This window comes from Alishewanella sp. d11, assembly GCF_049390205.1.
GTDB lineage: Bacteria > Pseudomonadota > Gammaproteobacteria > Enterobacterales > Alteromonadaceae > Alishewanella.
Genome location: NZ_CP186547.1, coordinates 1713994 through 1734975, shown reverse-complemented (window position 1 = coordinate 1734975; position 20982 = coordinate 1713994). Strand labels below are relative to the sequence as shown.

The following is a 20982-nucleotide window of genomic DNA, read 5'->3' as shown; positions in this document are numbered from 1 at the left end:
CTGCACTGCTAAGGGCGGGCTTCGTTACTCTAACTGCGGGTGGTACATTTTTTCAATGTCTGCCCGCGGTAACATCGACAACTCGAATAACAAACGTTGGTTTTTGGTATCAAAGCTCATGACACTTTGCAGGCGTAGCTGATCTGGCGGTAACAAGATAAGATCTTTTATCTCTTGGCGTTCCACATCGTAATAACTCACCAACAGCTGTCCAGGTTTTTGCTGTAAAAAGTAAATTCTATTATTAGCGACGGTCCAAGCGGTTCTGGAGCTGAACACCTTTCCACTCAATAGTTGGATTTCTTGTCCATTGGGTAACAACTGCCACAGACCTTTGTTACGACCTTTACTAAAATAAAAATGATCTGCATCAGGCATTTGTGCCCACACACCGCCTCGTGTCGTTAATTGCTGAACTTGTTTGTTCTCAATACCGATACTAAACAAGTCACCATCATGCGCAAATATGACCGCACTATCATCAAACCACCAACTTATTTGGCCATGCCAACGCACATCTGTCGGTAAATGGGTTAAACGCCCTGTTTTCACTTCCAATAACATTAATTTGTCGTATTCTTCAGCAGGTAAACGCCCAATGAACGCAATATAACGACCATCATTGGACCATTGCGGGTATTTCACCATGCCAAATAACCGAGTTAATTGCTCGCGTTGCTCCATCTTAACGTCAGCACGCCAAATCTCTGTATAACCAGATTCGTTACTGACATAAACCAAAGCATGCAAAGCCTCACTATAATCAGGTGCTTCGTAACGCGCTTCGGCAGCCGTTAATGGAAAAACTGCACCAATAACTTGCTGTTCAAGCGGAAGAAAACCGAGTTGTGGCACGCTTCGACTACTATGATAAAAGACTTCGCCAGCCGCATTGACATGGCTTGGCCAACTAAAGTTATCGTCAGCTAATAACTGAGTAGCCTGTTGTTTTATATGCGTGATAAAGCCTTGACGTTTACCGTGCTTTAAAGCGGAATAGATCAAGCGCTCACCATCCGGATGCCAAGTAAAGCCAAGAATATCTTCTTCGCCATGGGTAAGCCTTTGCTCTTCGCCCGTTTGCAAATCCTGAATATAAATTTCTTCAGAGAGCCGATGCGCCCGTCTGGTTAAGGCTAAATAACGGCCGTCAGGTGAAAAAGCCAGATCACGAATACGATATTGGCAATTTTGTTGACAAGGTAAAGCCTCCGGCTCGGCTTCTGCATTTTGCAAATCTAAGCGGTATAAACTGCTGCCATCTTCTTGTAACGAGCCACTAAACACTAAATAGCGGCCATCAGGAGAGAGATCCATATACAGGGTGCCATGTCGATTACAACTGGCCAGCGCTGTAGTTTCCAAGGTAATGACATCCAACTTCATGATCAAACATTCACCATATATGGCTGTTTGACTGGAATAAAAGAGATGTCTATTATCATGCCCCCATGAAGGGCGGCTTTTTTCATCAGGACCAAAAGTAAGTTGACGCGGCGGCGCTTCAGCGTCTTGTAAATCAATGAGATACAAATCACTTACCGCTTCAAATTTGCGCCAACTAAACGCCAAATAGCGCTCATTCGGCGATACCGTAGGAAAAACCGCACGACCAATGCCTTTGGTATAGGTTGTTATGGCGATCTCTTTCGGCTGCGGCAGCTGCCAATGATAAAATACGACTAAGTAAGTCAGAAATAGACAGGCAAATATCCCCCATTTAATCTGGCTAGATAAGCGTATTGCGCTCTGCTTTTCTTGCTTAGTATGACTCGCTAAGTGCAAGCTCGCGGCAGGTGTTAACAGTAATGATGAAGTATCAGACGGCACAGAAGGCGCTAAGGCTAAACGATACCCTTTTTTACGAATGGTACTGATAATTTCTGTGTCAGTAAGTTGTTGCAAAGCATGACGTAATTGCCAAATCGCATTAGTTAATGCTTTCTCGCCAACATAAGCGTTACCCGCCCAAACAGCATCAATCAGTTGCTGCCGAGTAACCATGGCAGGATATTGTGCGACTAGAAACAGCAACACTTCCATCGGTTTCTGCTGGATAGAAAGTTGTAAACCGACCTGATTGCATATCGTCAGCTCCAGCGGGTTAACCAATAGTTCTGCTAAATTAAAAGGTTGTTGCATTATCATGCCTGATCAATTTCACTTAGGACGTCATTCTTAGCCGTTTTCGGTTGGTAGCATCTTAGCACGGTCAATACATTCTGTATTACATCCAAAGGTTAACCTTGCCAAAACAAAAATAAAAGCCCCATTACAGGGGCTTAGCTAAGTATATCCACAAACAACTTAAAAACGCTGCTCTAACGCAATGTAGAAAGTACGGCCGATCACGTTATAGCCCATATTACTGCGATAAAATGGGTGATCGTTGCGGTCAGGATGGCCTGGAACGTATAGAGGCGGCATAGTATCAGTCAGGTTATTTACCCCCAGCGTTAACTTCGTATCCTGACTAAAGCGATACGAAGAATTTAAGTTAAGACGCTTGTATGGCGAGAGCTTACTCCAGACGTCCTGACGATAACTTTTGCCGTCTGTATCCGTTAACGTCCAACTATCTTTGCCTTCACCAGAGCCGGTATAATACCAACTCAAGTTCACTGACAAATCGTCTAAGCGCCAGTTAAGTGATAAGGTACTTTTCCAAACGGGTAGATATTGATCCTTGGTTTCTTCAATACGCTCACTGCCAGCAAAGGCTTGGTATTCCTTTTTCAAAGTATGTGAGGTATTCGCTTTAAAGTTTAACTGACCAAAATCCTGTAGATCTAACTTATAGGCAAGTTCTAAATCCACACCTTGTGAAGCTTCATAAGCACTATTGATAATGCCGCGACGGACGCAAAGGAGATCTTGATAATCCTGCCCCGGAGGTTGCTGCATAATGTAACCCAGAGAATCAAGCTCACTACATGAGCTGGCTTTGCCCGTCATATCATAAGCAGGATTATCTAAGATGCGACTTACCGTCTCGGTATAGACTGCACCCTCTAAGGAGATACGCCAAAAATCTAGAGTCGCACTAAAGTTATCGGTAATTTGCCCTACTACACCGATATTCCAGAATTTACCCTTTTCTTCTTCTAAATCGATATTACCCGCACTAATAGATTCAAAACGATCGTCTAAATCAACAGGATGATTTAAATCGATATGAGTAGTGGTGCTGGTAAAAGAGCGGCTGACGCCAGCATACATTCGATGTAAATCGGGTGCGCGGAAGCTACGACCGGCATTAGCTCTGACTAACCAGTCTTCATTCGGTCTATAGCTAATACCGAATTGCGGAGTTAAAGCGCCACCCACTTCTGATTTATCGTCGTATTTATCGTAACGTAACGCTAAGCTTGCATCCATTTTGCCAAAGCCTTCACTGTTATCTAAAAGTGGCACGGCTAACTCACCAGCAAGGGCATAACGTTTCCGCTCACCTCGGCCCTGCGTGCCCCCTTGCCCTAACAAGTTACCGCTTATGGTATCTTCATCTTTCATATCGAAGTACCATTCACGCGCCCATTCAGTAGAAAGTGCAAATTGAATAGCGCCTTTTGCCGTATCAACGAGATCACCAGTTAACACCGCTTGCAGCTGGTTCATACCCGAACCGGCATCGGTTAACGTTTCTGCATATAAATGCTCAACCTGCTGTGGCGTCATTTTATCCATCGGATACCATTTCGCCGGATTGGCTGAGTCTGCCGGATTGAAGCTAATAATCTCTAACAAACGATCCGCGCGCATTTGGTTACGACCATAACGGTCAAACTTACTTTTGCCATAAGCCCAGTTTATATCCAGCTCGTAATCACCGACCTGACCATTTAGGCCCAACGACATATTCATATTTTTTTCTTTACCTAAATAATCACGGATTTGCCCATAATCATCCAAGCGTCGATACATTCTAAACTCACGGGTACGAGCAAAATCACTGGCGTTATAGCTGTAATTGCCTGGATTATCTCGGTCCATATAAAAGGTTGGCGAGACACTTTTTTGGCCATTTCCTCTTATAGTCTCTTTATCACTACCTTGCAGCAACACATTATATTGCCAGTCAGCATTTAATTCGCCGTTATGATTGAGTACCAGATTAAATTCGTCTACCGCAGGGTGCAGGCCATCGTCACTCACCACATCATAGCGGCATTTAAAACGACTTTGATTCGGATACCAAATACCACGTTCACCAAACAGCTCTTGGCACTTTTGTTCATTTGCCAGCACATAAGAATCCGAATGAAACACTCGGCTATAATCACGTAAATAGGCGGAGGTAGAACTATCTACATTAAGACCATCAGGCCCAGTGACTTTGGTAAAATCACGTTGACCAGCACGTAAGATTTCATCTTTTTCATATTCAAATACCAGCATCGTTTGCCCAAAGTCACTGGCAAAACCGGTAGTTAACGACACTTTATCGCGATCGCGACCACCCGCTTGCGGGTTCTCATGCCTTAAGTTTAATGTCGTTCTATCGTATTGTTTTTTTAAAATGATATTGACCACACCCCCAATAGCATCAGAACCATAGATAGCAGAAGCACCGCCAGTAAGGATTTCAACCCGCTCTACCGCGCTAGTAGGAAAAGTAGAGGTATCAACAAAGTTTGAGGTACCGCCCGTAGCAGCCGGATATTGCGGTACACGTTTACCATTGACTAACACCAAAGTACGGTTAGCACCCATTCCCCGCAGGTTAATCGTACTGGCGCCTTGCGTCCAACTACTCTCATTGCCTTCTACCGTCCGGCCGGCATTGGCAATAGAAGCCTGTAATAGCTCTTCAACATTGCTAAAGCCGCTCAGTTCAATATCAGCGGCCGTGATCACGGTTACTGGCGCGACACCTTCTAAATCAGTACGCTTAATTCTTGAGCCTGTCACTTCAAGGCGCTCAATCTTTTCTTCAACGGCAACCTCTTGTGCGGTTGCCTTGTTATTGATGACCGAACTGCAAACTAAGCCGGTTAAGATGGCAGTTTTAATGGCGATTGCCACGGGTGATGGTGTGTTCATGAGATAGCTTCCAAGTAGTGTTGCCTGCATTATTGTTATAACAGCCCTTTAAAAACAGATTACTCACTAAAGATTTAGCAACCTGTTGCTACAATCAGGTTTATCGCTGTCCGCTATGACAAAGCAATGATAACCAGCTCCATTATTCACCACTTTAAACTCTATTTATTATCTATTCATATAAAATCAATAACTTAACATTAATTCATAGAGCGCCGTCATAAATCACATTGCCAGAGAAACATTGAAGATCACTTATTTTTAGTGATTAGGTAATGCCACTAAAGGAAGACGTTCACCCTCCAAAGTGCCTCGAGACAACGCCCCTTGCTCCCAAAACAAGATCTCACCACGACGCCCACGCTTAATATTACTGTCAACTGAGATCACCCTGCCCGAGAAATGCGAAAAAACACCATCCATTGAGGTGTGCCCTACCACGATGCGCCGAACCTGCAAAGTTTGCAGTAATTGATCTAGTAGCGTTTCGCTGATAGCGTTTTCTTCACGAAAATAGCCGCGATACCAAAGTGGTCCCAGTGAACCATATAAAAAATGTAATATCGGTACTTCCCGTAATTGCTCTTTGGCGATACCGAAAGACTGGCGATATTGCTCATTCACCTCGGCCAAAGACATGCCTAAAGCCATATAATCAGGATGTAAACCTGCATGCACAAACAACATATCGTTTATTTGTACTAAGACCGGCTTACTGCGCAGCCATTGCCCTAGTACAGAGCTTTCAGAAAAAAGACCACTATAATCTGTGCCTAGTGCTGCTGCCACTTGTTGATATTTATCATTCACGTAACGAAGATCATTATAAAAAACCATGGTTTCATGGTTACCTAACAGCAGGTGTAGTTGTCCGCCTTCTTGCTCGGCTTGTTGCTCTAATTGGTAAAGCCACCACAGAATTTCAGTCACTTGCGCGCCCCTACCCATCACATCACCAATGACAACTAAGTGACCGTCAGCAAAACGCCAGTTCCCCTGTTCATCCACAACCTTATTGGCCTGTAACAACTGTTGCATCAATTGATATTGGCCATGAATATCACTTAATACTGCTAATGAGCTTGCTTGCGACCGAATAGGCACCGCGGCTTGAGGGGTAGCTCGGACATGAATTTTTCGCTGGTAAGCACAGTACGGTAAAATATGCTCTGATACACTTTGTTCTTTAATCACGACCTGTTGCTCACATACCCATTTCACAGTGAGTTGCGTGTCTGTTTCATCGAAAAACGCGTAAGGGCCGTCATCCGCTAATACGATGTTTTCTGCAAAAAACGTTGACGCTGGCTCTTTGCTACTAGCAAAAAACCAGTTTGAAACATAATAAAGTATGGCTGGTAGTAAAATTAAGAGAGCAATTATCCATCGAAGCATTGCGAAATCCTGTGCGTGAAATTGAAAGTGCAGCTGTTTAAGCCAGAGCGAACCAGCAAGAATATGAGTGCTTGCAGCATGAATGAATACTAGACGGGGGACAATCTTCGAAGAACAGCTTAGGCACTATTCTTAGCCGTTTTTATCTCTATTTTTAATCTATTGCTATAGGTTTAACGTTATAGATTAACAGGGGTGCTCTTTTTTAGGCTACGGCTAATTTGTAGTACAAGATTAGGCTTGTTGTAGCAGGGGTTTTACACTAGGTACAGTAGCTAGCTGGTAAAAATTCTGGATTACTTCACTACGTTGTTGCATTAAAGCGGATTGTTGTAACCGTTCACGTTGTGGCAATACAATTTCAGTTTCAGTGGCATTATTCACACTATCCCTAGAACTATCGGGAAGCTCAGACGATGTGCTTGATGCGGCAGTTTGGCTTGTAGCAGAGTTCTGCCCAAGTTGCTCAGATTGCTCTGCAATTAAGGCGGCTTGAGCTTGCAATAAACGATTTGTTGCTTCGGTAGCAATACTACGGTCAGCTGAAGAGGGTTCTGCAGGAGCCAATGCTGCGGCCTTAACCTGCTGCATTTTTTGAATAGTTGCCTGAGGATCATTCGCAACGGGTGCCAAATCTATCTGCACTTCACCGCCTACCGCGTAACGACGCCCATCTGGTCCCTGTTGATAATCATAACTAGGAGCCCCCGCATAACGACCACCGACAATCGCATGTGCTTGCTCATGAGCACGAACTTCTTGATCACGGGCTTGTAATTCACGTAACTCTTGCTGTTCGGCTTGTAATTGCTGTTCGGTTTTCTCTTGTTCTGAAGATTGTTGTTTCGAAGAAGATTGATCGTCAGAAGAAGTCTCTTCTTCTCGTCCGGCTATCGCTTGCGGTGTTTCGGTCTCTTTACCATTACTATCATACAAAGCAACTGATGCACTTGATGATGCGGCAGCTCGACTACGCTCATCGCTATTGACACCTCTCTCAGCGGCGCCCTTCTCCATCTCCCGCACTGGCTCAATTAGCTCACGACGCAACATATCTCGCCGCGCTTGTTCTGTCGGCGGGTTGGCCGTATTGAGACTAACGTTAGGATAGTATGAGGTGATTTGCATAATATGCTAAGCCATTACACTCAGACGCGAACGTCGATAATACTACCTAACATCTCATCAGCTGTGCGTAAAGAGCGCACATTTGCCTGAGCTTGTAATTGTTGCTGTTCTAAGCGAACCAAAGACTGCGTAACATCTTGCACTGGCGCCGCAGCCGGTGGCGGCGTGGGGCTGGCTTGGGTCTCAGCTTGTACGGCGAAGTCTTGCTCTTGCTGACGATTAAGCTGTGTTTGGCGGTTTATATTAATCGTTTCTTCGGTGATCCCCGCAGAGGCACGTTGCAAACCTTGCATACCCGCATTAAAGGCAGATTGAATTTGCATAACTTCACTCCTAACAAAACACTGTCGTTCAATTATTAACCAAAAACAGTAAAAAGGAAAGTTATTCTGCTACTTCTATCCAATTAGTTAACCATGTTACGAAATCCTGCGGATGCGAGATAAAAGGTGCATGTGAGGCTTTATCAAATATCATAAATCGAGCCTTTGGCAACATTAACTGTAACTGCGGGACTATGGCTGCAGGTACTAGCGCGTCCAGCCTGCCAAAGCAACCACTAACAGGTTGCGGCAAGTTAGCTAGCACATCTCGTAAATCTTGTTCTGCCAATAAACGTAAAGCGCCTTGCAATGCTGCTGATTCTGGTAACGGATACTCAGCGATCGCCTGCCGTAATTGCTGAATATCGGCTCTCGCATGCTCCGCACCCATTGCCTGAATAGCTAAAAATCGCTGAATCGTTTGGGGAATATTGTCGCTTAGCGCAGTGGCAAATTGTTGTAGCACTTTATTGTGCATACCCGGCCAATCTGCCTGCGCCAGAAAACAGGGAGAGGCGGCACATAAAGCTAATCGAGCGACCTTATTTGGGAATTGCTTCGCTAACGCAATGGCTAATAACCCTCCTAACGACCAACCACAAACATAACTATTATCTGGAACTTGTTGTGCCAATTGCGTAACAACTTGCTCCAGTTGATAAGCTGCGGGATAGTCCCGACTCTTACCAAAACCTGGAAGATCGGGCGTTAATACAGGATAATTCGCGGGGATAAGGGCTTTAATACCTTGCCAAACACCACTATTTAGTCCCCAGCCATGCAAAAGAACCACGACAGGCTGCGCAATTTTAGGATTCTCTGCCATGCTTACTCCAGATAATACACAAACAATAACATAACAATACTGCAATGAATTTGGTAAACAAAGTACGCCAACTATGGCAATTGCTATTACCGTCGCCATGCCTGTGGTGTTCGCTTGCCGTGGCGGATCACCAGCAATTGCTTTGCGCTGACTGTCAGCAAGCCTTGCCGGCGCTGCCCTATGAAGTCTGCCATTATAACCTGCTTTGGTTACCCGCTGTCAGCTCAGGTCTAGCCGTGGTGCACTTTGATAGTTTGCTTAGTTTGGGGTGGTATCAATTACCCTATCAGCATTGGATCAGGCGCTGGAAGTTTCAGGGAGATCCCTTTGCTGCGGCCCTAATGCAACAACAATTTCAAATATTGCTGCTACGTTATGCGGCAGCTGGCCAACCGTTACCAGAGGCTATCGTTTATGTTCCAATGCATGCTCAAAAAGAACATCAACGCGGTTTTAATCAAGCAAGAATTTTGGCTGAATCTGCCGCGAAGCAATTACAGATCCCATTATTAGACGTATTAAAACGTAGTAAAGAGACCGTCAGCCAAGTAGGGTTGAATCGACAAGAGCGCCTTCGCAATCTCACCGGCGCTTTTCAACTTGTCACTACAACCCCACTCCCTGCTCATCTCGCACTGGTCGATGATGTGGTTACTACAGGCACAACGGCAAACCAACTGGCCATTTTACTGAGACAGCATGGCGTCACTCAACTCAGTTTATGGACTCTAGCGGTAACACCACAAGCTGATCATTCCTCCGCTTGAGTCGATGCACTAAAGCTGTGTCCTAGGTAAATCGCATTTACTAACAAGCGACTGGAGCCCATAAAATAACCACGAAAAACTGGATTATCGGTCATACCAATCACTCTGCCACGACCAAGATTATGAGCGACTAAGGCCGCACCCTGGGCAATTCGTGGCAGGTACTCAGCCGCGGTATAACCAGCTAAATGAGGTTCAGCGCTATAGCCAGCTACATTCACAAAAGGCGAGCTGCTTGGTTGTAACAACAGATTGCTATTCTTAAACACGGGTAAGTACTTACGGCCAATGCCAAAAGTTAAAGGATGAGTTAAGTCCAGTTCGGCGTTAAAAATCGCGCCAGCAATACGCTGTTTTCCTGCCAGAGCTTCTTTATCAGCATAACGTAAATCACGTTGTGGAATAAGTTCTGCCATTTCATTACTGGACCAAACGCCTGCTTGTAACAGCTTAGCCTCGACTAACCAAGCGGCGCCTCGCTTTTGTCCCCAAAGTACGCCACCCTGCTGCGTCCACTGTCGAAGACGATTGATCTCCGTTTCCTGCCAGCCACGATAATCGCCATCTGGCAAAATGATATGGGTATAACGACTTAAATTAATCCTCGCTAACCGCTCAGGCTCAACCATGGTTGGTGTAATACCCGCTAAGCGCTCTAGGTTATACCACACTTCACCGGCCTCGGTAGAGCTCACGCCGGGTCCTGCCACTAACAACACTTGAGGTAACGATACCGGAGTAAAATTATTACTTCCTAAATCACTACCGCGAGAGGTTAAACCTGTTGTCAGCGTATAGATCGGCAAATTAAAGCGCTCTTGAATTTTTTGTAAGCGGAAGAACCAATCAGGATGCTGTTGCAAGCCAGCAGGAATCACCATCGCACCGGCTTTAAAACTACGCTCACCTTGTGGTGTAGTCCCAGTGAAATCGCCTAAGGCCGCTCTTACCATTAACCCTTCGGCTAGCATGGCATTTAACGCAACGGGCGCTAATTGATCTTGCCAATTTAACACATAAGCATAACCATCGGCCTGCAGGCTCGTTTGCCGCGCTCTGGCTTGCCGCTGCCATGGTACATCGGCTACCGCGCGCCCTGGTTCACGATTGACCGACGTAAATGCTATGTTGTATGCATAAGGCAAGGTCCACGCAGATACATCATAAAAGGTATTATCCTTGAACGTCTTATCTGTGCTAAACGCCGCTTTTAACAAGCGATATTGTGCTTGCTGTAAAGGCACATAGTAGCTTTGGCCTGCGCGGAACTGGGTTTGCTCATATTGCCAGTCTTGAGTAAATGGATACACAGCGATTTGATGTTGTGCCAACAGCTGCAGTAACGCTTCAAGACGAGTTCGGTCATGTGCTTCAGTTAACACAAAACCTTTTACGCGCTCAGCACGCGCCTGCTGCGACGCCGTTTGGAAAAACTCTTGTTGGTAACTCAATAAAGCCTGCCGGTTAGCAACGCTGCCACGTATGGTCGATAAAGAGGCATCAAATTGATTTTTAATGGTATCTGCAAAGGTCAAGAGACCATTTATCGACTCCTGCACATGACCTCGGCTACTGGCTTGTTCAAACAAAATGCCGACACTTCCCGTTACATCCGGATAGGTAGAACCTTTGCCTACATAAAAATCATCAAAACTCTCTTCGGTGTAATACAGTTGGCCACGCTGGTCAAAAGCTTGAGCGTGGAAGCCAGCTAAAATCCGCGTCAATTCAAAGTTACGATCGGGTGTTAAAGGGTAATTGCGACTTGGGATCCCCGGTTGAAAGAAATAACTGCTATTTGTCCCCATCTCATGAAAGTCACCGACAATATTGGGCTGCCACTTATGAAATTGCGCGATGCGTGCTCGACTCTCCGGGTGCTGTAATAACAACCAGTCACGATTTAAATCAAACCAATAATGATTAGGGCGACCATTTGGCCAAGGTTCAATATGCTCTCGATGTTGTGGATCCGCTACTGGGTTTGTACCACGATGCATATTGGCCCAAAGCGCAAAACGATCATGGCCGTCAGGGTTTAAGCTGGGTTGAATAAAAATAACGGCTTGCTGTAACCATTGTTGAACTTCAGGGTTGTTACTAGCGGCCAGATAATGCGCAAGCACCACTGCAGCGTTAGCCGCGCTAGGCTCGTTGCCATGCACGCCATAGGCTAACCAAATGATCACTGGGCTGTTGGCACTAACGGGTTCATTACCTTGCGCTTGTGCGACATGCTGCAAACGAATCTCTTCTAAACGGGCAAGATTATCGGGGGAAGAAACCACCAGTTGTAATAAAGATCGCTGTTCATGGCTTGTGCCAATCACCTCAAGTTGTACGCGAGGGGATTGCTCTGCCAGTACCTCAAAATAACGCTGGATTTGATCATGTCTAGCATGCCATTGGCCTACTTGGAAACCAAGAATTTGCTCTGGTGCAGGCACTTCGCTTGCTAAAGTTTCATCATAATATGCTGCATTAGCCTGCCAGAACCAGCAGAGCATCATTATAAAAGCCAGTTTTTTCATTTCTCTCCCCAAGGGCTTACCCTATTTGTGGCCGCTTAGTTAGCCAGAAAGCAGCACAAAACTCAAGCGGGGCTGGTATCGTCGCAACAGTAGGAGTATCATAAGGCATAACCTAGTAATTTAGTCAGGTACTACCATGATCACTATTTCTGAACAGGCCCAAACGCATTTTGCAAAGCTGCTAGAAAAACAACCTGCTGGAACCAATATTCGCGTCTTCGTTGTCAACCCAGGCACGGCACAAGCGGAGTGTGGCGTATCTTACTGTCCGGCTGATGCCGTAGAAGACACCGATCTACGCTTAAATTTTACTGGCTTTGATGCGATAGTTGATGAAGAAAGTAAACCTTTTTTAGTTGACGCGGAAATCGACTTCGTTACAGATCAGATGGGTTCGCAGCTCACTCTAAAAGCGCCGAATGCCAAGGTGCGTAAGGTGAATGACAATGCGCCTTTATTGGAACGTGTCCAGTATGTGATTGATAGTGAAATCAATCCACAACTGGCTAATCACGGTGGTCGAGTTACCGTAATGGAACTAACCGAAGCTGGGGTTGCTATCCTACAGTTTGGGGGTGGCTGTAACGGTTGCTCACAAGTCGACTTAACCTTAAAAGAAGGTATTGAAAAAGAGCTATTGAATCGGTTTGTCGGCGAACTGACCGGTGTAAAAGATATTACCGAGCACCAACGCGGCGAGCACTCTTACTACTAAAATTCGCTTCTAAATTATTCGAAACGAGAAACAACGTAGCAACGTTTCTGCTGCAGCTTTTTTTCGCGCGCTATGCTATAAAAGCCCCGTATTTTGTCGTTAAACGGGGCTGTTTATGCGTATAGTGTTTTTACTGTTAATTCTTTTATGGCAGCGGCCTGTCAACGCGGCTGTGATGTTAATTTATCACCATGTAGCAGAAGATACTCCTCGAGTAAGTAGTGTTACGCCATCAGAATTTCGCGAGCATTTAAGTTATCTACGAGACAACAACTTTCAGGTTATCGGCCTAGATGTGCTGATAGATCAGCTTAAAACTGGCAACCCCATAGCCGACAATGCTGTTGTTATTACTTTTGATGATAGCTATGAAAATAATTTCACTACCGCCCACCCCATTTTGCAGGAGTTTGGTTATCCCTACACTATTTTTATCAGCCCGGGGGCTATAGATCAGCGTATTGGACCAGTTTTAAGCTGGGCGCAGATCAAACAAATGTCGGATGATGGTGTACTGGTTGCCAATCATGCGATGTGGCATGAACATATGGCTAGGCCTGAACAAGGCGAAAGCGAAGCGGCTTGGCTAGAGCGTATGCAGCAAAGTATTTTGCAGGCAGAACAACGCATAAAAGAGGAAACGGGGCAAAGCCATAAATGGTTGGCTTATCCGTATGGTGAGTTTAGTGATGCGCTGGAAAACCTAGTAAGCGAGCTTGGCTTTATCGGCATCGGCCAACAATCTGGTGCCATCGGCCCCTTGACTAAGCTTACTCGTATTCCACGCTATCCGGCAGCCGGGCAATATGCAGATTTAAAAGATCTACGACAGAAGTTCCGTACTCTGGCTTTTCCTATCACGGAGTATTTAGCCGCCAATCAAGTGATTAGTAGCAATCCACCAGTATTACGTTTAGCGTTAAAAGTCGAAGATTTCCGCCCAGAGCAACTGCGCTGTTTTGCAGGCTCAGAAGTGTTAGAACCCGTTTGGTTAAATGCAACCACCTTTGAAGTGAAAGCCATTAAACCACTTAACCGCGGGCGCAGCCGTTATAACTGTACTGCGCCATCAATAAGTAAGCGCGGTTACTTTTACTGGTATTCGCAGCCCTGGTTAAATTAAGAGCTCGTTAACGTAAACGCGCTAAAACCAGCGGGAAATCGGCAAGCAGCTGTTCGGTATTAATGACCGGCGGCTGCCCTACCACCATTTCTGGCTTAAACATGGCGACCAATTGTCCTTGTGGATTAATCAACACCACTGAAGCGCTGTGATCAACCAAATAATTCTCTTCAGCATTACTGCTCATCGCATACATCAAGCCGAGTTGCCGCACAAAAGGAAACAACTGATCATGACCTGCTGTGACACCTAACAATGCGGGTTGCTGAAAATAATTAACATAATCATTTATTTGTGCTGGGGTATCACGTTGAGGGTCAACCGAGATAAACCAGATTTTTAACGGCTCTTTGACCATTGCCGCCAACTCTGGCTGCACACCCGCCAGTTTTGCCAAAGTAAGTGGGCAAATATCAGGACAATAGGTATAACCCACAAAAGCTAACGTCCATTGCTGAAACAGCGCTTCACGCCCGATAGCATTGCCATGTTGATCTGTTACTGTGAACTCCGCTAAATTACGGGCTTGTGGATACACGAGTGCTTGTTTTGGTTCAGCCTGCTGCTGCCATAAAGCATATGCCACAATACCGGCAATTAACGCCCCTAACAGCAGTAAGAACGAACCAACTTTACCTAGAACCAATTTATCAGCCATAAAGCGCCAGTACCTTAAAATAATGATCAACCAAGAGTAATAAGAATAATAACATTAAATGCACAATGGAAAACTTAAAGGTGGCCATAGCGGTATCGTGATTAGCAGCAAACTTTAATTTCCAAGCATACTGTAAAAATCGTAAGTTCAATAAGGTACTACCGATTAAATAAATGGCTCCGGTCATACCCACAATATAAGGCAATAAACACACAACACAGAGTATGAGCGTATAAAGCAAAATGGCGCTTTTCGTAAAATCGATACCATGGGTTACCGGCAGCATCGGCATATTCACTCTGGCATAGTCATCTCGCCGATGAATAGCCAACGCCCAAAAGTGTGGCGGTGTCCAAGCAAAGATAATCATCACCAATAGCAGGGCATGTTCATGCAGCGTTCCAGTTACAGCAGTCCAGCCTAAGAGCGGTGGCATGGCACCCGCTAAACCACCAATAACAATATTTTGTGGGGTAGCTCGCTTTAAAAACATGGTGTAGACCACCGCATAACCAAACAGACTGAGCAAGGTTAACCAAGCAGTCAGTGGGTTAACGGTGACATAAAGTAGCGAAAACCCACTTAACGCTAAAGTGCAGGCAAATAGAATGGCATGTTTACTGCTGACCCGCCCTTTCGCAACTGGCCTGCTGTGTGTGCGGGCCATTTGCGCATCAATACGCTGATCTACAACGTGATTTAATGCAGCCGCTGCAGCCGATAACAAGCCAATCCCAAGGGTAGCTGCAATAAGTACAGGCCAAGGAGCCAGACTTTCACTAGCCAACACCATGCCAACCCAAGCCGTGAGGACAAGTAATGCCACGACCTTGGGTTTGGTAAGTTCAAGGTAATCACGCCATAACCGACTTTGCTGCCGAGATAATAACACCGTTGCCATTTAAACCTCCCTCGCCTGTGGCCGACTAATTTGATAATAGCTTACTGCGAGTAACATCAGCAGATTAGCCCCAACAAAGTTGTGCGCCACCGCATTTGCCAAGGGTAAATGCAGTACAATATTTAACAGCCCAAGCGTAAATTGGATAAGCAAAACTGCAGCCAGTACTAAGGCGAGCCTTTGCATTAATACTGTGTTTGCTAGACGATATAAACGCCAACTAAACCACGCCACTATGGATAGCGTAATAACAGCACCCAACCGGTGTAAAACATGAATAGTTGCCCTAGCATCCTGCGACATCACGCCAAACTCATAATCATCATGCCCTAGGTGCAAGTTAAAGGCTTCAGCAAATGCCAGTCGCTCACTCCAACCGGCTTCACAAAACGGTAAGTCGATACAGGCTAAGGCAGCGTAATTGGCGGCAGTCCAGCCACCTAGCGCAATTTGCAGTACCACCACCACCAACGCAAGTAAGGCTAACGGCTTTAAGGTTGTTAACTGCGGTTCCGTATTGTGCAATGCTGGCTGCTGTTGTAACCAATATAGCGCCAGCAAACTAAATAATAAAAAGCCAAACATCAGATGGGCTAACACGATAATTGGCAGTAAGCCCATCGTGACCGTCCAAGCCCCTAACGCTGACTGAAAAATGACAATAGCCAATAATGCGGTAGGTAATGCACGCAGACGCTGTTGTTGCCGCCAGCTAATAATAAAAAGTGCCGCAATCAGTAGGCCCAATGTCCCAGCTAAATAGCGGTGGATCATTTCATTCCAGGCTTTATGATGTTCTAACGGCCGCTCAGGAAAACGCGCGGCGGCTAATTCCATTTTCTCAGGTTTATGCGGCACTTTTAAAAAACCATAACAACCTGGCCAGTCAGGGCAACCCAGCCCCGCATCGGTTAATCGGGTGTAAGCCCCTAAAATAATCACTAGCATGGTCCAACACAGTGTTAGCGTAATCAGTTTCTTTTGAAAGGTCATCTCTACTCTCCCTGCTGCTCGCTTTACTTTTTTAATTTATTATTGCGAAAAGGTTTACACGCTAGTTCTATCGTAGTTCAGTAACTTCATTAAATCAGCACGAATTGCTTTTGCCGTTAACGCCATGTCCGTTGCCTGCTCTGGCATGGGGTAACGCAATAACACTAAACCTTGCTGATCAACCAACACGATATGGTTTTGTAATTGGCTAGCTTGCGGACTCTGTTGTAATTGAAACACAGGGTAATCTGCTGGCAATGCTGCACCAACAAATACCGGCTGTACCTGCTTCTGTTTGCGCCCCAACCCCAAATACATCTGCTGTACCGTATGTAACGCTTGTTGACAGCGCGGCTGCAGGCACTGCTCAGCGACTACTGCAATCCGCCAATGATTCATTTGTTTACTAGCCTCATCTAATAAGAAAATTTCTTGTTGCAACCACTCGCCACGACTAGAAGAACCTGGATTAAACCAACCAAACTCCAAGACCAACTTCGCTGCCAACAAAGGCAGCGCACAACACAAAATAAAGAGTAGTAAAAACTTATTTTTATTCATTTTGCTCTCCAGTGACTCTTTTGGGCTGCAAGCTGGCGGCAATAGCCACCCCCAGCACAGCCAAGGCTAAACCAAACCATTGCAACGCGTAGCCACGATGTTTTTCGGGTGGTAACACCACGGGTTGATAATGTGGGATAAAGGCAGATTTTTGCTGCTGGTAAATCAACGCAGGATAAAGCGGTACCGCAAGCTGTTGCTGTAAAGCAACAAAGTCAACTTGCTGCATCCGCATCGGGTATTGACTACCCTCAAGATTTTGCCCCAGCAATACACCACCCAGCTGCGTTCTAACTAAACCATCAAGTGCAAGTACTGCTGGGATCTCTGGCACTGGCAGCTGTTGCCGGTTGCTAGGTGCCAGCATCCAGCCAAGGTTAACTAATACCAGCTGACGCGGATCATTAAAATGAACCGGGATAATTACATCATAACCGACACGGCCATCGAGAATTTTGTTATCAAGTAACCAAATATAAGGTGGTAACCAATACGCCTGATCCTGAATAACCAGCCCATCAACCTCACTTAACGGAGCAGATAACAAACCTTTTCCTGTGACAGGGCCTTGCTGTAATTGCTCAGCGAGTTGCTGTAATTGTGTTGATTTTTCTGTAGCTCGCTGTAATTGCCAGTAGGACAACTTGATTAAAATGGCAAAAGCAGCCAGAGTAATAATTAACCAAATTCGGTTAATAATAAATTTGTGACCGAACAACTCAAACTGCATCAGTCAAACTCCGGAGTTATCTATGCTGATTAAAATAATCATCGCACTATTGTTATTATTTATTTTGTTCAACCTGTTTCGTGCTGGGCTCGCGATGTTGAGACAACAACAGGACACCGTCTCTATGTCGCATTTCCTTGGCAAAAGAGTACTGTTTTCTGCTGTTGCCCTAGTCATCATCTTAGCGGCTATTGCCGCGGGTTTAATTACTCCAAACCCACGGCCGTATTGAATTTTCTTCGTGTTTGGTGCTGGCGTTACAACACGTACACAAAGAAAAATAAACAAATCCATACCGCGTCAACAAAATGCCAGTACCAAGCGCCCGCCTCAAAAGCAAAATGCTTTTCTGGCGTAAAGTGCCCTTTTAATACTCTAAAAAAAATGAACAGTAAGATAAGGGTGCCCAAGGTCACATGCACACCATGAAAGCCGGTTAGTAAGAAGAACGTATTACCGTAAAAACCAGAATCTAGCCGCAACCCCAGATCTCGATAAGCATGGATATATTCATAACCTTGCAAGCCGAGGAAAATGGCGCCCAAAACTAAGGTCACACCCAGCATAAATTTCAACTGGCCGCGTTTGTTTTGCAGCAAGCCGGTATGAGCGAAGTGCAGCGTAACAGACGAAACAATCAAAATTGCCGTATTGATGGCAGGTAGCCCCCAAGCAGGCATAGCTTGCGTTTCAATCCCGCCTGGGGTTTTCAGTAACGGCCAAGCCGGGAGAAATTCTGGCCACAGGATAGCATGTGTCATCGCATTATTACTGGCACCGCCTAACCATTCCATAGCAATAAAACGCCCATAAAACAGCGCGCCAAAAAAAGCCATAAAAAACATGGCTTCCGATAAAATAAACCACGCCATGCCTTGCCGAAACGAGCGATCCATCTGGCTGCTGTATAAACCCGACATCGATTCCTCAATGACATTGCGAAACCAGCCGACCAGCATAACAACCAAGATGGCAAAACCTAAAAGTAACAACCAACCGCCAAAACCGCTTTGCTGTTTTGACATATCAATCACATAGTGCCCGGCACCAAAGGCAATACAAAATAGGGCTACAGCACCCACTATTGGCCAAGGGCTTTGCGCTGGGACATAATATTTTTCGTACGTTTTAGTCATTTTATTCCCCAATCTTTTCAAGTTGCGTACCCGGTTGCCAATTCGCTGTCACATCATACAAAGTGTAATTCAGCGTAATCGTACTGAAGTGCGCGGGCAGCGCGGGGTCAACATAGAACTGCACAGGCATTAACATATTATTGCCCGCAGCCAATTGTTGCTGGGTAAAACAAAAGCATTCAATCTTGTGTAAAAAAAGAGCCGCCTGACCTGGCGATACGGAAGGCACAGCTTGACCAACAATCAGCTGTGCTGTGGGATTTTCTGCAAAATAATTCATAACATGAACTTCGCCGGGGTGCACCGTCATACGGCGCACTTCCGGTTTAAAAATCCAAGGCATATCTTTATTTGGCCGAGCTAAAAACTCGATAGTCACTTCCCGACTGGTATCAACACCATCTACTAACATCACAGCGGGGGTATCCGATGTTTTACCGTTAAGCCCCGTCACTTCGCAAAATACCTCATACAGCGGTACCAAAGCGTAGCCAAAGCCGAACATTAACAATGTAATTGCGACTAATTTGCCTACTAAGCTTTTATGTGTAGACATGGTTAAGCCCCTTACTTAATTACAGGTGGCGTATCAAAGGTGTGATAAGGCGCAGGAGATGGAATTTCCCATTCTAGGCCTTCGGCACCTTCCCATACTTGCGCGGTAGCTTTTTCACCGCCGCGTGCGCACTTCACGATTACCCAGACAAAAATGAGCTGTGATAACCCAAACAAAAAGCCACCTACACTAATAAACGCATTGAAGTCAGCAAATTGCAGTGCATAGTCTGGGATCCGTCGCGGCATGCCGGCTAAACCAACAAAATGCATTGGAAAAAATAACAGATTCACTGAAATCAACGAACACCAGAAATGCAGCTGCCCTAAACGTTCGTCATACATATAGCCTGTCCACTTAGGTAGCCAATAATAAGCGGCAGCAATAATAGAAAACACCGCTCCAGACACTAAGACATAGTGAAAATGCGCTACCACAAAATAGGTGTCGTGATACTGAAAATCAGCCGGTGTAATCGCCAACATCAGCCCAGAAAAGCCGCCAATCGTGAAGAGCACAATAAAGGCCAGAGCAAACATCATTGGCACTTCAAAGGTCATGGCGCCGCGCCACATCGTCGCGACCCAATTAAACACTTTTACGCCTGTGGGTACGGCTATCAGCATGGTCGCATACATAAAAAATAAGGTAGCGAACACCGGCATACCCGTTGTAAACATATGATGTGCCCATACCAAAAAGGATAACACCGCAATACTGGCAGTGGCATATACCATAGAGGCATAGCCAAATAGCGGTTTACGGGCAAAGGTCGGTACAATAGCCGAGATAATCCCAAAAGCAGGTAAGATCATAATGTACACTTCTGGATGACCAAAGAACCAAAAAATGTGTTGAAACAGTACTGGATCGCCACCACCAGCCGCATCAAAAAAGCTGGTGCCAAAATATTTATCCGTGAGCACCATCGTCACCACCGTGGCTAACACAGGCATGACCATAATTAATAAAAATGCCGTAATAAACCATGTCCAAACAAACAACGGCATTTTCATCCACGTCATGCCAGGTGCGCGCATATTCCAAATGGTCACAATGACATTAATCGCGCCCATAATAGAGGAGATCCCCATAATATGAACTGCGAATACAAACAAAGCGGTACTGTCATTACTGTAGGTGGTAGAGAGTGGCGCATAAAAAGTCCAACCGAAATCTGGGCCGCCACCCGGCATAAACAGACTCAGAATCAGAATTAAAAACGCAAAGGGCAGGATCCAAAAACTCCAGTTATTCATCCGTGGTAAAGCCATATCCGGCGCCCCAATCATAATCGGGATCATCCAGTTTGCGAGGCCCGTAAAGGCGGGCATCACCGCACCAAATACCATGATCAGGCCATGCACTGTGGTCATTTGGTTAAAAAACTGTGGCTCGACAAATTGCATACCCGGTTGAAATAACTCTAACCGGATCACCATCGCCATGGCACCGCCAGTAAAAAACATCACCAGCGCAAAAATCAGGTACATGGTCCCGATATCTTTGTGGTTAGTGGTAAATAGCCAGCGTTTTATACCGCTGGGTTTGTGATCATGCGCATGATCATCATGTTCTGAGGTGATAGCTGACATC

At 45.5% G+C, this 20982-nt stretch carries 19 protein-coding genes; 4 read left to right on the top strand and 15 right to left on the bottom strand.

The window, feature by feature from the left end; all coding sequences use genetic code 11:
* Positions 1 to 24: 24 nt before the first annotated feature.
* From ACO1PK_RS07750 to bioH, 6 genes are all read right to left on the bottom strand, one after another.
* The gene (locus ACO1PK_RS07750; RefSeq protein WP_423188093.1) at positions 25 to 2142 is read right to left on the bottom strand and encodes a winged helix-turn-helix domain-containing protein; all 2118 of its coding nucleotides are present in this window, start codon (positions 2140 to 2142) and stop codon (positions 25 to 27) included.
* A gap of 165 nt (positions 2143 to 2307) precedes the next feature.
* The gene (locus tag ACO1PK_RS07745) at positions 2308 to 5043 is read right to left on the bottom strand and encodes a TonB-dependent receptor (RefSeq protein WP_423188092.1); all 2736 of its coding nucleotides are present in this window, start codon (positions 5041 to 5043) and stop codon (positions 2308 to 2310) included.
* A 261-nt stretch (positions 5044 to 5304) separates the two neighbouring features.
* A complete protein-coding gene (locus ACO1PK_RS07740; RefSeq protein WP_423188091.1) occupies positions 5305 to 6438 on the bottom strand; it encodes a metallophosphoesterase in 1134 nt (377 codons plus the stop codon).
* 234 nt (positions 6439 to 6672) lie between these two features.
* Positions 6673 to 7566, bottom strand: a complete 894-nt coding sequence (locus ACO1PK_RS07735) for a putative metalloprotease CJM1_0395 family protein (RefSeq protein ID WP_423188090.1) — start codon at positions 7564 to 7566, stop codon at positions 6673 to 6675.
* Positions 7567 to 7586: 20 nt separating this feature from the next.
* Complete coding sequence (locus ACO1PK_RS07730; protein ID WP_423188089.1) at positions 7587 to 7889, bottom strand: hypothetical protein; 303 nt, start codon at positions 7887 to 7889, stop codon at positions 7587 to 7589.
* 61 nt (positions 7890 to 7950) lie between these two features.
* Positions 7951 to 8715, bottom strand: a complete 765-nt coding sequence (gene bioH, locus ACO1PK_RS07725) for a pimeloyl-ACP methyl ester esterase BioH (RefSeq protein ID WP_423188088.1) — start codon at positions 8713 to 8715, stop codon at positions 7951 to 7953.
* Positions 8716 to 8759: 44 nt separating this feature from the next.
* On the opposite strand from bioH, the gene ACO1PK_RS07720 reads away from it, so the two are divergent.
* Positions 8760 to 9482 carry a ComF family protein gene (locus tag ACO1PK_RS07720; RefSeq protein ID WP_423188087.1) on the top strand — a complete coding sequence of 241 codons (723 nt, stop codon included), beginning with the start codon at positions 8760 to 8762 and terminating at the stop codon, positions 9480 to 9482.
* On the opposite strand, the gene ACO1PK_RS07715 is transcribed toward ACO1PK_RS07720, so the two are convergent.
* Positions 9467 to 12013 (bottom strand): M14 family zinc carboxypeptidase, encoded by a 2547-nt coding sequence (locus ACO1PK_RS07715; RefSeq protein ID WP_423188086.1) that lies wholly within the window; start codon positions 12011 to 12013, stop codon positions 9467 to 9469. The two genes, ACO1PK_RS07720 and ACO1PK_RS07715, sit on opposite strands and share 16 nt — an antisense overlap.
* Positions 12014 to 12149: 136 nt before the next feature.
* Between ACO1PK_RS07715 and nfuA the strand changes: the two genes are divergently transcribed.
* A complete protein-coding gene (nfuA, locus tag ACO1PK_RS07710; RefSeq protein ID WP_423188085.1) occupies positions 12150 to 12728 on the top strand; it encodes a Fe-S biogenesis protein NfuA in 579 nt (192 codons plus the stop codon).
* Positions 12729 to 12843: 115 nt separating this feature from the next.
* Positions 12844 to 13851: a polysaccharide deacetylase family protein gene (locus ACO1PK_RS07705; RefSeq protein ID WP_423188084.1), complete on the top strand. Its 1008-nt coding sequence runs from the start codon at positions 12844 to 12846 to the stop codon at positions 13849 to 13851.
* 7 nt (positions 13852 to 13858) lie between these two features.
* Here the strand turns inward: ACO1PK_RS07705 and ACO1PK_RS07700 are convergent, their stop codons facing one another.
* Genes ACO1PK_RS07700 through ACO1PK_RS07680 form a run of 5 tightly spaced genes read right to left on the bottom strand, consistent with a single transcriptional unit; the run spans position 13859 to position 17694 of the window.
* Positions 13859 to 14509 carry an SCO family protein gene (locus tag ACO1PK_RS07700; RefSeq protein WP_423188083.1) on the bottom strand — a complete coding sequence of 217 codons (651 nt, stop codon included), beginning with the start codon at positions 14507 to 14509 and terminating at the stop codon, positions 13859 to 13861.
* Entirely contained in the window at positions 14502 to 15410 is a 909-nt protein-coding gene (gene cyoE / locus ACO1PK_RS07695; protein ID WP_423188082.1) for a heme o synthase, read from the bottom strand. The genes ACO1PK_RS07700 and cyoE overlap by 8 nt, the downstream gene beginning before the upstream one ends.
* The gene (locus ACO1PK_RS07690) at positions 15411 to 16403 is read right to left on the bottom strand and encodes a COX15/CtaA family protein (RefSeq protein ID WP_423188081.1); all 993 of its coding nucleotides are present in this window, start codon (positions 16401 to 16403) and stop codon (positions 15411 to 15413) included.
* A 54-nt stretch (positions 16404 to 16457) separates the two neighbouring features.
* Entirely contained in the window at positions 16458 to 16964 is a 507-nt protein-coding gene (locus ACO1PK_RS07685) for a hypothetical protein (RefSeq protein WP_423188080.1), read from the bottom strand.
* Positions 16957 to 17694, bottom strand: coding sequence for an SURF1 family protein (locus tag ACO1PK_RS07680; protein WP_423188079.1), 738 nt, complete (start codon positions 17692 to 17694; stop codon positions 16957 to 16959). Before ACO1PK_RS07680 ends, ACO1PK_RS07685 begins: the two co-directional genes overlap by 8 nt.
* A gap of 22 nt (positions 17695 to 17716) precedes the next feature.
* On the opposite strand from ACO1PK_RS07680, the gene ACO1PK_RS07675 reads away from it, so the two are divergent.
* The gene (locus ACO1PK_RS07675; RefSeq protein ID WP_423188078.1) at positions 17717 to 17926 is read left to right on the top strand and encodes a DUF2909 family protein; all 210 of its coding nucleotides are present in this window, start codon (positions 17717 to 17719) and stop codon (positions 17924 to 17926) included.
* Positions 17927 to 17951: 25 nt separating this feature from the next.
* Here the strand turns inward: ACO1PK_RS07675 and ACO1PK_RS07670 are convergent, their stop codons facing one another.
* From ACO1PK_RS07670 to ctaD, 3 genes are read right to left on the bottom strand one after another with little or no spacing between them, the layout of a single operon-like run.
* The gene (locus ACO1PK_RS07670; protein WP_423188077.1) at positions 17952 to 18830 is read right to left on the bottom strand and encodes a cytochrome c oxidase subunit 3; all 879 of its coding nucleotides are present in this window, start codon (positions 18828 to 18830) and stop codon (positions 17952 to 17954) included.
* 1 nt (position 18831) lies between these two features.
* Entirely contained in the window at positions 18832 to 19386 is a 555-nt protein-coding gene (locus ACO1PK_RS07665; protein WP_423188076.1) for a cytochrome c oxidase assembly protein, read from the bottom strand.
* Between the two features lie 11 nt (positions 19387 to 19397).
* On the bottom strand, positions 19398 to 20981 hold the full coding sequence (gene ctaD / locus ACO1PK_RS07660) for a cytochrome c oxidase subunit I (protein ID WP_423188075.1): 1584 nt from the start codon (positions 20979 to 20981) through the stop codon (positions 19398 to 19400).
* Position 20982 lies beyond the last annotated feature (1 nt).